5 protein-coding genes are annotated in these 13,410 nt (G+C 71.4%); all 5 read right to left on the bottom strand.

Going from position 1 to position 13,410, the window contains the following annotated elements:
• Nucleotides 1–4: 4 nt before the first annotated feature.
• The 5 genes from LZC94_10130 to LZC94_10150 are packed head-to-tail and all read right to left on the bottom strand — an operon-like array spanning nucleotide 5 to nucleotide 13,371.
• Nucleotides 5–8,353, bottom strand: coding sequence for an amino acid adenylation domain-containing protein (locus LZC94_10130; protein WXB17618.1), 8,349 nt, complete (start codon nucleotides 8,351–8,353; stop codon nucleotides 5–7).
• Nucleotides 8,350–9,303: a TauD/TfdA family dioxygenase gene (locus LZC94_10135; protein WXB17619.1), complete on the bottom strand. Its 954-nt coding sequence runs from the start codon at nucleotides 9,301–9,303 to the stop codon at nucleotides 8,350–8,352. Before LZC94_10135 ends, LZC94_10130 begins: the two co-directional genes overlap by 4 nt.
• Entirely contained in the window at nucleotides 9,300–9,563 is a 264-nt protein-coding gene (locus LZC94_10140) for an MbtH family protein (GenBank protein WXB17620.1), read from the bottom strand. The genes LZC94_10135 and LZC94_10140 overlap by 4 nt, the downstream gene beginning before the upstream one ends.
• Nucleotides 9,560–11,983, bottom strand: a complete 2,424-nt coding sequence (locus LZC94_10145) for a penicillin acylase family protein (GenBank protein ID WXB17621.1) — start codon at nucleotides 11,981–11,983, stop codon at nucleotides 9,560–9,562. The genes LZC94_10140 and LZC94_10145 overlap by 4 nt, the downstream gene beginning before the upstream one ends.
• Entirely contained in the window at nucleotides 11,980–13,371 is a 1,392-nt protein-coding gene (locus LZC94_10150) for a diaminobutyrate--2-oxoglutarate transaminase (GenBank protein ID WXB17622.1), read from the bottom strand. Before LZC94_10150 ends, LZC94_10145 begins: the two co-directional genes overlap by 4 nt.
• Nucleotides 13,372–13,410 lie beyond the last annotated feature (39 nt).

A 13,410-nucleotide genomic window follows, 5' to 3' on the forward strand; every position in this document is an offset into this window, starting at 1 on the left:
GGTTTCACCTCTCCAGCTCGTCCAGGAGATCGCTCCACTCCTCGGGGGACAAGCCAAGGTCTGGGTTGTTGGCCGCCGGAGGACCATCGCCCGCGACGAGCGACGATCCACCCCGCGCGGCCTCGGCGGGCGTGTCGTCCGTCGAAGCGCTCGACGGTGCGGTCGCCGCGTTCGACGGTGCGGTCGCCGCGTTCGACGGTGCGGTCGCCGCGTTCGACGGTGCGGTCGCCGCGTTCGACGGTGCGGTCGCCGCGTTCGACGGTGCGGTCGCCGCGTTCGACGGTGCGGTCGCCGCGTTCGACGGTGCGGTCGCCGCGTTCGACGGTGCGGTCGCCGCGTTCGACGGTGCGGCCGATGCGTCGAGCGGGACGGCCACCGCCGCGGCCTGGGCGATGGTCGGATGGTCGAACATCTGCTTGGGCGTCAGGCGCAGACCGCGCTGGGCCGCCCGTGCGATGACCTGCAAGGTAACGATCGAATCGCCACCCAGCTCGAAGAAGTCGTCGTCGATGCCGATCCGCTCGCGTCCCAACAGCGCCGCCCACACCTCGGCCAAGATGCGCTCCGCCTCGGTCCGAGGTGGGGCGTAGGGACGCTGGGCCGCGGCCATCGCGTCGGGCGCCGGCAGCGCGCGCCGATCGACCTTGCCATTCGGCGACAGCGGCAGCCGATCGAGCACGAGGATCCGCGCAGGCACCATGTACGCCGGGAGGCACTCCGCCACCCAGGCGCGAAGATCCTCGGGCCCCGGCGGCGCCGCCGGCACGCCCGCGGACGAGCCAATCGCCGAGGCGCCGCCCGCGGACGAGCCAATCGCCGAGGCGCCGCCTGCGGACGCGCCGATCGCCGAGGCGCCGCCTGCGGACGCGCCAATCGGCGAGGCGCCGCCCGCGGACGAGCCGATCGCCGAGGCGCCGCCCGCGGACGAGCCGATCGCCGGCGGGGCAGCCGACGCAGCCGCCACCGATACGTACGCCGCGAGGCTCTTTCCCCCGTGCGCCTGCTCGCGCGCGACCACCACCGCTTCGCGGACGTCGGGGTGCTGGAGCAGGCGCGCCTCGATCTCGCCGAGCTCCACGCGCAGGCCCCGGATCTTCACCTGGTGATCGAGCCGTCCGAGGAACTCGATGGCGCCGTCGGCTCGGTAGCGGGCGAGATCGCCCGTTCGATACAGCCGTCCTCCCGGTGCCGTACCAAACGGATCGGGGATGAAGCGCTCGGCCGTCAGCTCCGGGCGCCGGTGGTAGCCGCGCGCGAGCTGCACACCGCCCAGATGGATCTCCCCGGCCACGCCGTCCGGCACCGGGTGACCCTGGCGATCGAGGATGTACGTTTGCACGTTCGCGATGGGCGTGCCGATGGGCACCGACGCGCCATCGTCCTCGGGCTGGCACGCCCACGCCGTTACGTCGATCGAGGCCTCGGTGGGACCGTAGAGGTTGTGCAGCTCCGCGCCGAGCCGCTCGAAGAAGCGCCGCGCGAGCTCCGACGGCAACGCTTCACCGCTGCAGATCACGCGCCGGAGCGAGCGGCACGACGAGACCCCCGGGGTCTCCAAAAAGGCTTGGAGCATCGGCGGAACGAAGTGCAGGGTCGTCACGTCGTGCCGCATGATGAGCTCGACCAGCCGATCGCCGTCGCGGTGATCTCCGGGGCGCGCCACGACCAACCCGGCCCCCGTCATGAGCGGCCAAAAGAACTCCCAAACGGAGACATCGAAGCTGAATGGGGTCTTCTGAAGCACCCGGTCCGACGCCGAAAGACCGTAGCGCTCCTGCATCCACTGCAGCCGATTGAGCAGACCCCGGTGGCTGTTGCCGGCACCCTTGGGGCGACCCGTCGAGCCGGACGTGTAAATCGTGTACGCCAGGTTGTCGCCGGCCACGCGGACGGCCGGGTTCGCGGTGGGCTCCCGCTCGAGGGTGGCTCGGTCCGCGTCGAGGCAAAGCACGCGCGCCCGATGGGCCGGCAGGCGCGAGGCCACGGGCCACTGACTGAGCAGCACCTCGGCCCCCGCGTCCTCGAGCATGAAGGCGATGCGATCGGCCGGATACTCCGGATCGATGGGCACATAGGCGCCTCCGGCCTTGAGGACGCCGAGCAGGCCCACCACCATCTCCACCGAGCGCTCCATCGCGATGGCGACGAGCACGTCGGGGCCGACCCCCGCGCGCCGGAGGGCGTGCGCGACCTGGTTGGCGCGCTCGTTCAACTCGCGGTAGCGCAGGCTGCGCTCGTCGAAGATCAGCGCCACGTCGTCGGGCTTCGCGGCGGCATGCGCTTCGAAGAGCTCGTGGACGAGGCGATCGCCCGCATAGTCCCGCTCGGTCGCGTTCCGCTTGGCCAGGCTGCGCCGATCGTGCAGCTCGCCGAGGAGCGAGAGCGCGCCCACCGGTACCTCGGGGTGGCTGGTCAGCTGACGAAGCGCCGCCTCGACCAACTCGAGCACGTGCGCGGCGCCCTCCCGGTCGAAGCGGCGCCGATCGTAGGCGAGACGGAGCCGGAGCTCGGGGCCCGGGACGACGGTCAGGGTGAGCGGATAGTTGGTCTGCTCCTCGAACGCGACATCCCGCACCGCGAGCCCGGGCAGCCCCTGGTAGGCGCGCGGATCGGCCGGGTAGTTCTCGAAGACCAAGAGGCTCTCGAAGAGCGGCTGGCCCGAGGGCAGGGGGCTCCAGGCGCGCGCGCGGGCGAGGGGCGTGTGCTCGTAGGGCCCGAGCTCCGTGGTGCGCTTCGCGAGATCGCGCAGCCAGTCCCCGACCGTGGTCGATGCCGGCACGGCCACGCGCAACGGGAGCGTGTTGATGAAGAGGCCGACCATGCCCTCCACCCCGGAGAGGCCCGCGGAAGCAGGGAGCGCCGCCGATCGACCGGCCACCGTGATCCCAAAGAGGACGTCCTCGGAGCGCGCCGTGCGCGCGAGCACGAACGCCCACGCACCCTGGGCCACGGCGCTGAGCGTGAGTCGCTGCTGCTGCGCGAAGCGTTGGAGCCGCTCGGTGGCCGATGCCGACAGGAGCCGCGTCTCCGCGCCCTGTCCGCTCGGCGGATCCCCCGGCTGCGCCCGCTCGAAGGGCAACGGTGTGGCGGCGTGGAAGCCCTCCAAGGTGCGCTGCCAAAATGGCCTCGCCGCATCGGGATCGTGCTCCTGCAGCCACGCGATGTGGTCGCGGTAGCGCGTGCGCGCCGCCAACGCGATGGCGCGGCCGCTGCGCAAGGCATCGTAGGCCGAGAACGCGTCGCGCAGGACGATGGCCGCGGACCACCCGTCGAGGACGAGGTGGTGATGGCTCCATAGGACCCGATGGACGCTGTCCTCCAACCGAAGGAGCGCGACGCGCATGAGCGGGCCCTGACCCAGGTCGAAGCCCTCGGCGCGATCCGCCTCGAGACGCGCCTCGATTCGCGCACGCTGCTCGTCTGCGCCGAGGCCGCGCCAGTCTTCGGCGCCGATGGCGATGGCCGCCGTCCGCCGGACGATCTGAAGCGGTTCGTCGGCGCCCTCCCAAAGGAACGTCGTGCGCAGCACGCCGTGGTGCTCCACGACGGCCTCCCACGCGCGGCGGAACGCGTCCTGGTCGAGCGCGCCCTCCAGCCGGCACGTCACCTGCTCGACATAGACGCCGGAGCCGGGCTCGTACAGGCTGTGAAAGAGCAGCCCTTGTTGAAGTGGGCTCAGAGGGTACACGTCCTCGACGTCGCGGCGGGAGGCGAGCACGCGATCCAACGTGGCTCGTTGGAGCCGCGCGAGCGGGAAGTCCGAGGGCGTGTAGGGCACCTCGCCCCGCGCGGCCGCCGCGGCGGCGTGCGCCGAGAGCGCGCGGAGCCGGGCCGCGAAGTCGTGGTGGAGCTCTGCGATGGTCCCGCGCCGGTAGCGCGCACCGCTGTAGCTCCACGTGATCCGCAAGCGTCCGCCGACGACCGCCGCGTCGATCTCCAGCTCGTACGCTCGGGGGGCCTTGGGATCGCGCTCGGCGCCGGGGTCGGCCTCGGAGAACGCAAAGAGCGGGCTTTGCGCAAAGAGGTCGTCCCACTGTCCGAGGTAGTTGAAGCTCACGTGGGGCGCGCCTCGAGCGCGGAGCAGCTGCGTGTCCGCGTCGCTCGCGAGGTGGCGAAGCAGCCCGTAGCTCTCACGCATGGGCGATAGACTGCGCAGTCGTTCCCTCACCTCGCGCAGCGCGTGATCGGGCGCGGCGCCTCGGGGGATCGCCAGTCGGACGGGGTACAGCGATGTGAACCACCCCACGGTGCGGGAGGCGTCGGCGTCGTCGAGCGCGTCGCGTCCGTGCGCCTCCATCTCGATGAGCACCGTGTCGTCTCCCGTCCACTGCGCGAGCGCGCCGGCGAGGGCGGTGAGCAGGATCTCCTCCACCCGCAGCCGGTACGCGGGGGCCGATTCGAGCAGGAGCCGCGTGGCGTCCGCATCGAGGCGCTCCGTGAGGCGAACGGTTTCGCCCTCGACGGCCGCGCCGTTCGGATCGTCCACGGGAAGCAAAGGCGTCGGGCCACCCTGCGCGATCCACGCGGGCGCGTGCTTTCGGATCGCCTCCGATCGGGCGTGCGCCGAAAGGCGGCGCGCCCACGCGCCGAAGGGGATGGACGTCGCGGGGAGACGGATCGCTTCGCCCGAGGTGTGCTGCGCATAGGCGAGCTGCAGATCTTCGAGCAGGATGCGCCAGGAGACGGCGTCGACCACCAGGTGATGCGCGACCAGCAGCAAATGGGCGGGCTCGGACAAGGCGCCCTCGAGGAGCACGGCACGGAGGAGCGGCCCGTCGCTCAGATGAAGCTGCGACTGCCAGGGCTCCGCGGCGCGGGTGATGCGCCCTTCTCGGGAGATCTCCTCCGCGGGAGCCTCGGGGACGCGCACGCGCCCGACCGCCGCGCGCGGCGCCCCCGCGTACGCTTGGTGGTACGCGCCGCCCGTATCGACGAAGCGCAACCTCAGGGCGTCGTGATGCTCCGCCACCGCGGCAACGGCGGCCTCCAGGGCCTCGAACACCACGGGCTGGCGCAGCTCGAGCAAGAACGACTGGTTCCAGTGGTGCGGGTTCTCGGCGCCCTGCGCGAAGAACCAGCGCTGGATGGGGGTGAGCGGGACGTCGCCCTCCGCGCGCTCGGCGCGCGCCGGCGGATGCGCGAGCGCCTCCGCGACCGCGGCCAGCTCGGCGACGGTCTGATGAAGGAAGATCTGACGCGCCGTGATCGCGAGCCCGGCGGCCCGCGCGCGCGAGACGACCTGCAGCGCCAGGATCGAATCGCCCCCGAGCTCGAAGAAGTTCTCCCGCGTCCCGACCGCCGGCCGCCCGAGGAGCGCCGCCCACACCGCGGCGAGGACCTCCTCCGCGTGGGTCGCGGGCGCGGTGGCCTCGCGTTCGATGTCGATCGTGGGGGCCGGCAGCGCACCGCGATCGATCTTGCCGTGGGGCGTATGGGGCAGCTCGCCCCGCACCACGAACGACGAGGGCACCATGTAGTCCGGCACCCGCTCCTTCAAGGTGCGCCGGAGGGCTTCCGGCTCCACGGTGGCATCGGCCGCGACGTACGCCACCAAGCGGCGGTCTCCCGGGCGGTCCTCCCGCACGAGCACGATGGCCTCCCGCACGCCGGGGTGCGCGGCGAGCTGCGCCTCGATCTCGCCCGGCTCGATGCGAAAGCCGCGCAGCTTGACCTGGTGATCCACGCGGCCCGCGAACTCCAGCTGCCCATCGTCGCGCCAGCGGACGCAATCGCCCGTCCGATACAGCCGCTCCCCCGGCCGCTCGGAGAACGGATCCGGCACGAAGCGCGCGGCGGTTTGGTCCGGACGCCTCCAGTACCCGCGCGCGAGGCCTTCTCCGCCCAAGTAGAGCTCCCCCATGACGCCGATGGGAACGGGCTCCCCCGCGCGGTCGAGCACATGGGCGCGCACGCCCGCGAGGGGGCGGCCGATGGGGATCGCCCATGCGTCGCGCGCATCGATCGCGCCGCGCGCATCGATCGCCATCAAGTCACTGGCCGTCGCGCTCACGGTCGCCTCGGCCGGCCCGTACGTGTTGAGCAAGCGAACCTGCGCGACGCCACGTGCGGCGCGCCACGCGCTCACCCGCTCCGGCAAGGCCGCCTCGCCGCCGATGATGAGCAGCCGCAGGCAAGCCGGCACCGTGAGACCCTCCTCCAGGCCCGCCACCACGCGGTGCCAATACATGGTCGGAAGGTCCAGCACGGTCATGCCCCATCGCGCGCACGCCGCGAGGAACGATGCCACCGACTCGAGCATTTCTTCCGTGCGCAGCACCAAGGTCGCGCCGCGCACGAGGCACGGAAAAATCTCCTCCACGCTCGCATCGAAGCTCAGCGCCGCGAACTGCAGCACCCGATCGCCGGGCGCGATGGCGTAGTGCGCGGCCGCCGTTTCGACGAAGCGCGCGAGCGTCCGCTGCGCGACCACCACGCCTTTGGGCACCCCCGTCGAGCCGGAGGTATAGAGGATGTACGCCGCCTGCCCGGCGGCAAAATCCTCCGCGCGGAACGTCGGATCCGGCAAGCCGCCCGTCTCCGAAGGCGACCCACGAAGGCCGCCGAGCGCGGGATCGAGATCCACCACCTCGACCCCAGGCGGCAAATCGCCCATCGCACCACCGTCGGCGACGACCACGGAGACGCCGGCATCGCCGACCAAGCCGGCGATCCGCTCGCGTGGGTACTTGGGATCGATGGGAACATAGGTGCCGCCCGCCCGAAGCACGCCGAGCACGGCGACGATCATGCCGATGGAACGCGGCAGGCACACGCCGACGCGCACCTCGCCCGCTCCCTCGCCACCCACGCCGCGGCTCCGTAAATCGTACGCGAGCCGCAGGGAGCGCCGATCGAGCTCACCGTACGTCAGGTGCTGCTCGTCGTGGACGATGGCCACCGCCTCGGGCGTGCGCGCCGCTTGCTCCTCGAACATCCGGTGCACGGGACGCGAGGTCGACGGCGACGCAAGGCTCGAAGGGCCGGAGCGGCTCCATGCGAGGAGCTGCCGAAGCTCCTCGGGCGCGAGCATCGGCAATTGGGACAGGCGCGCGTCCGGGTTCGCCACCGCGCCTTCGAGCACACGGCGCACGTGCGCGCCGAAGCGCGCGATGCGCGCCTCGTCGAACAAGTCCTCGTCGTATTCGATCGCGCCGGCGAGGCCCTCGCCGTCGGGCGCGAACTCGAGGGACAAATCGAACTGCGCGCCGCCCGCGTCCAGGTCGAGCAGCCGCATGTCCAGCCCCGGGATACGCGGCGCCTCCCCTAGCGCGGGCTGGAGCGCGAACAGCACTTGGCAGAGCGGAGCGTGGCTCAAGTCGCGCGTCGGGCGCACGGCCTCGACCACGCGATCGAACGGGACCTCTTGGTTCGCCTGCGCGTCGCGCACGGTGTCCTTCACCCGCGCGAGCAGGGACGCGAACGACGGATCGCCGCCCAGATCCGTGCGGAGCACCACGGTGTTGGCGAAGCAGCCGACGAGCCCTTCGAGCTCCGCCCGGCTCCGGTTGGTGACCGGTGTACCGACACGGATGTCGGTCGCGCCCGTGTAGCGCGCGAGCACGGCTTGGAACGCCGCCAGGAGCACCGTGTAGAGGGTGGTCCCTCGTTGCTTCGCCCGATCGCGCAGCCCGTTCGCGAGCTCGCCCGGGAGCTGAAAGAAGTAGCGCGCGCCGTGGTGCCCTTGGACGGCGGGCCGGGGGCGGTCCGTCGGCAGCTCCAGGATGCCATCTTGGCCGGCGAGCTTTTGGGTCCAGTATGCGAGCTGCGCGGCGAGGGCGCCCGTCTCGGCGCGACGGCGCTGCCAGTCCGCGAAGTCCGCGTATTGCAGCGCCACGTCCGCGAGCGGCGACGGCTGCGAGGCCGTGAACGCGGTGTACAGCGCGGCGAACTCGCGAAGGACCAGCTGCGTCGACCACCCATCGAACACGATGTGGTGCACCACCCAGACGAGCACGTGCTCATCGGGCCCCAGGCGCAAGAGGAGCAGCCGGAGCAGCGGGCCGTTCACGAGATCGAAGGGGCGCCGCGATTCGCGCTCGATCAGGCGCCGCGCCTCGGGCTCGCGCTCGCTCGGCGGCAGGCCGCGGAGATCGACCACCGGGATCCGCTGCGCGCGCGCCGGCCGGATCACTTGGCACGGCTGCCCGTCGACCACCTCGAACGTCGTGCGCAAGACCTCGTGCCTCTGCACGATCTCGGAGACGCACGTCTCCACCCGGCCCGTATCGAGCGGCCCATCGAGCCGCACGGCGGCGGCCATGTTGTACGAGGTGCTCTCGGGCTCGAGCTCGGCGAGGAGCCAGAGTCGCTCCTGCGCAAAGCTCATCGGAAAAACGAACAGATCCTCGCTCACGACCTGGGTCCTCCCCCGGCGCCGCCCTCGGGGCGGTATGACTCGGCCATGGCCACCAGGACTTGGCGGGGCCCTTTGAAGGACGTCCGCCCGTGGGCCACCAACATGTTGTCGGCGAGCACCACGTCGCCCTCCCTCCAGGGGAAGGACACGGCGACTTGCCGGTAGACCTCCCGAATCTCGTCGAGGATCCCGTCCTCGATGGGCGTGCCGTCGCCGTAGAAGGCGTTGCGGGGCAGCTCGTCCTCCGCGAAGATGGCCAGCAAGCCATCGCGCGCCGCCGGCTCCAGGTTGGAGACGTGAAAGAGGTGCGCTTGATTGAACCAGACCGCCTCCTTCGTGCGCGGGTGCGTGGCGATGGCCTGGCAAACTTGCCGCGTGCGCAGCTCGCCGTCCTCCTTCCACTCGCAGACGATCTCCGCGTCCTTGCAGAAGCGCTCGACCTCCGCGCGGTCCTCGGTGCCGAAGACCTTCTCCCAAGGGACGTCGAGGCCGTTGCCGTAGTTGCGCGTGTACATGACCTTCTTGGCCGCGAAGCGCTCACGGATGCGCGCGGGGATCCGGCGGAGCACCTCGCGGCTGTCGGCGAGCGGTGTCTCGCCGCCCTCGAGGGCGGGCTTTGCGCAATAGAACCAAATCTTGAGCGGCCACTCGGTGGTGTACGACTGCTCGTTGTGCAGCGGGATCTGCTGGTGCGCGGGGTACTCGGTGGACGTGTAGATGCGTCCCGAAAGCCGAGACCGCGGGGTCGAGCCAAAGGTGTACTCGAGGAGATCGGGGGTGACGAACGACACGATGCGCTCGAAGTCGCGGGGGCCGCGCACGGGATATCCGCGGAAGAGAACGGCCCCATGCCTCGTGAGCCGCTCTTCCACGGCGGCGCGGATGCTTTCGGCAAAGTCCGACAGATCGCCCGGCCCGCTCGGGCTCACGATGGGAGGGAAGCTCACGGCGTCTGCCCCTCCATCTGCTTGCGCAGGCTGAGGGGGCGCATGTCGGTCCAAACCCGGGCGATATGGTCCAAGCACTCGGCCTTGGTGCCGCTCTTGCCGGCGTCGCGCCAGCCCAGGGGGTTCTCGCGGTACTCGGGCCAGATCGAGTACTGCTCCTCGTGGTTGACCACGACTTTGTAGATCGTCGTGTCTTCCTGCTCGCTCGGGCTTGCCTGGTGCTTTGCGATCGTCGGGTTGGTCGGATTTTCGGTGCTCATCGGGGTTTTCCTTGGGTTGGGGCGAGGGTCGATGTGGCGAGGGTGGGGCCCGCCAAGAGCGGCAGCGGATGGCCCGCGACCCACGCCGCTTGTTGATCGCCGTAGTGGGGCGACAGCGGGTGACCGGATTGACCGGCGGGCATGTGGAAGAGGGCATCGGGCTCGTGCCCGGGCGAGACGACCAGGCGCTCGCTGGCGCCGAGGGTGCCTGCGGCCATCCGCACGCAGAAGCCGCAGCCGGCGAGGGGCTCGGCCGGCATGTCCAGCCATCGGCCTACGAGCGGCAAGCCGTCGGAGAGCGGGTGGCGGACCTCGGCCAAGTTCGCCTCGCCCCACGAGAGGCTCCGCGGGTTCTTGCCGTAGCGCTCCTTCATTTCGTCTTCGGCCTTCAAGAGCGCCGCGTGCACGAAGTCGTTCCAGCTCGTGGCGGGCGGGGGAACGAGGCTCGCCGGTCGCTCGGTGAGGAGCCGCTGAATCGGGGTGTCGATGTCGCCCAGCGCGAACTCGAAGTCCGGCTCGAGCGCGCGGCAGGCGCCGAGCCAGGCGCCGAAAATGTCGCGGGCGAGGACGCGCCGGAATCGAACGAGCCACGCGAACCCCGGGCTCGCGATCTCCGCGCGGCCATCCCACGCCGAGAGCGCGGCGCGCGCCTCGCCCAGCCGCGGATTGGCCGCCCCCGTGGCCGCGTCGAGGGTCGCGAGCGCCAAATCGCGGTACACGTCGAACAGCTCGCTGCGCGTGTCGAGTTGAAGGGCGAACAGATCGCGCTCCGTCACCTTGGGCATCGCGCGCAGCCGCTCCGTGATGCGGTAGGCGCGGTAGCCATTTCCAAAGTCGTGGCCGAGCACCGGCACGTCGGGCTCGGTCCGCATGCGTTGGTTGGCGTTCACCACGAAGCCGGAGGGAGGATCGAGCAGGCGCGGCATCGATCCCGGCGGCAGATACCCGCCCCACGCGCCGCCGCCGCCCGCCCACGAGACGCTCACCGCCCCGTCGAACCCCTGCCGCAGCGGGATGCGCCCGACCAGGGTCCAGCCGACCCGCCCCTGCGCGTCGGCGAGCAGGGCGTTCATGGGCGGGCTCCCCGAGCGGTTCAAAATCGCGGTGGCCTCGTCGATCGTGCGCGCGCGATCCAGTTCGAGCAGGCCAAAGTCGACCGCCTCCGGATCGAGGGCCGTCCACTTCACGGCCACCGGCCGCCCGAGCAGCGGGCGCGATGCCACCGGACCCCAGATCGTACGGCGAACGGGGGTCGTCACGTCGGCTTCGCCGGCGACCTTCACGACCGCCTGCTCGACCTCGAACGGCTTCCACCCTTCGGGCGTGCGGTACGCGTCGGGGTGCCGAGGGTCGACCTCGAGCTGGACGAGGTCGAACACGTCGCCCTCGAGGTTCGTCACGCCCCAGGCGACATGACCGTTGGAGCCTGCGATCACGGGCGGCACGCCGGGCAGCATCACGCCGGTGATCTCCACGTCGCCGTAGCGAAGGGTGGCGCGGTACCAGACGTTGGGCACCCCGAGGTCGAGGTGCATGTCGTTGGCGAGGATGGCGCGGCCATCGTTGGTCCTCGATCCCGCGACCACCCACCCGTTCGAGCCCTTCGGCGCCTCGCCCGCGGCCGCCGCGAGCACCGGTCCGTCCTTCGCGCCCGCGGCCGGTGCCGCCATCGCCAGCGCACGAAGCTCGCGCTCGGGCAAGGGCGGTGACGACGGCAAAGACGGCGAAGGCAGCTCCGTTTGCGCACCCAACAGCGCGCGCGTGTAGCGATCGGCGTCCGGCGAGAGGAAGTCGGCCACGTTCGGCGGTACGCAACGCGCGATGACGCTATGGGTGCGCTCCTGATCTTCGCTCCCGCTCAGGACCTGGAACATGCCGAGGGCGACGAGCGCGCTGTCCTCCGGCCGCCACGCCTCGGGGCGGTAGCGAAGGAGCTGGAACTCGAAGGGGAGCGTGCGCCCGCGCGCCAGGTAGCCGTTGACCCCTTCCGCGTACGCCTCGAGCGCCGCGCGCTGGGGGGCGGGGAGGCGCGCGACGACGCGGGGCGCGAGCCGGTCGAAGCCGTAGGTGCGGCTCTGCACGTCGGAGGCGAGGAGATCGCGTCCGAAGATTTCGGCCAGGCGCCCCGCGGCTTGGCGGCGCAGAAGATCCATCTGAAAGAGGCGGTCGCGCGCGTGGAGGTATCCGAGCGCGCGCAGGGCGTCCTCGCGCGAGCCCGCTCGAACGGTGGGAATCGCGTGCTCGTCGCTGGTCACCGTGACGGTGCCGGCGAGGCCCGCGACCGTCACCTCCGCGGAGAGCTCGGGCAAGGACCCGCGGAGGACGAGCGCGGCGAACCCCACGGCGGCGAGCCCCAGACCTGCCACGGCCGCGGCCCCCCAGAGCACGAGGCGCCGCCGTCTCGTGCGCGCTCGGGTCATGACGCCTGCTCGGCTGCCCGCACGGCCTCGTCGAAGATCGTGGCGATGGAGTCCACCTGCTCGGCCGTGACGATGAGCGGCGGGAGGAAGCGCACGACGCAATCGCTCCGGCCGCCCAGCTCGACGATGAGGCCTCGCCGCAGCGCTTCGGATTGAATGAGCCGGGCCTTCGCGGGCGCAGGCGGGTGCGCGCCCACGCCGTCGGCCTCGCGCTCCCGATCGACGATCTCGGCGCCGACCATCAGCCCGCGCCCGCGCACCTCGCCGATGCAACGCGACCGGCCTTGGACCGCGAGGAGGTGCTCGCGCAGGCGCTCGCCCATGGCGCCGGCGTGACGATCGAGGCGCTGCTCGCGGACCACCTCGATGGTGGCGATGCCCGCGGCCATGGCGAGCTGGTTGCCGCGGAACGTGCCCGCGTGCGCGCCCGGCGCCCAACGATCGAGCTCCTTGTCGTAGATCACCACGCTCATCGGCAGTCCGCCGCCGATGGCCTTCGACAGAACGAGCACGTCCGGCACCACGTCCGCGTGCTCGAAGGCGAACATGGCCCCCGTGCGGCCGAGGCCCGATTGAACCTCGTCGACGATCAAGGGAATGCCGCGTTCGCGCGTGATGCGGCGGATCTCCTGCAACCAGGGGAGCGGCGCGGGGATGACCCCGCCCTCGCCTTGAACCGGCTCGACCACCAGGGCCGCAGGCGCGACGATGCCGCTATTGGGATCGTCGAGCAGCCGCTCCACGAAGGTGCTGGCCACCCGTCCGCTCTCCGCGCCCCCGACCCCGAAGGGGCATCGGTATGCGTAGGGGTAGGGCAGGAAGTGCACGTCGGGCATGAGGCCCGCGATGGGCTCCTTCGGGCCGCGGCTCCCGGTGAGCGCCAGGGCGCCGTGGGTCATGCCGTGGTAGGCCCCGCGAAATGCCAGCACCGAGCGGCGGCCGGTGGCCGTCTTCACGAGCTTGAGCGCGGCCTCGATGGCATCGGCGCCCGTGGGCCCGCAGAACTGGATGCGCGCCCTCTCGGCGAAGCGGGGCGGCAGGAGCGCGATGAGATCGTCGATGAAGCGGTGCTTGACCGGCGTCGTCAGGTCCAGGGTCTGCATCGGCAGATCCTGGGCGAGCGCCCGCACGAGCGCCTCCTTGACGCGCGGGTGGTTGTGCCCGAGCGCGAGCGCGCCCGCCCCGGCCAGGCAGTCGATGTACGAGCGCCCGTCCGTGTCTTTGACGTGGATCCCGCTCGCGCTCGCGAGGGCGAGCGGCAACCCCCGCGGGTAGCTTCGCGCGTTCGATTCCCGCGCCGCTTGGTGCTCGAGGTAAATGCCGCTGCTCTGGAGCGGCGCGTCGTGGACCGAATGGGGAGAAGAGCTCTGCAACGAAGGTACGTTCACGGCCTGTTCCTTTTGGTGGAGTGCATGGTGTGCTCCTCG

It is taken from the genome of Sorangiineae bacterium MSr11954 (assembly GCA_037157815.1).
In the GTDB taxonomy this organism is placed as follows: domain Bacteria; phylum Myxococcota_A; class Polyangia; order Polyangiales; family Polyangiaceae; genus Pendulispora; species Pendulispora albinea.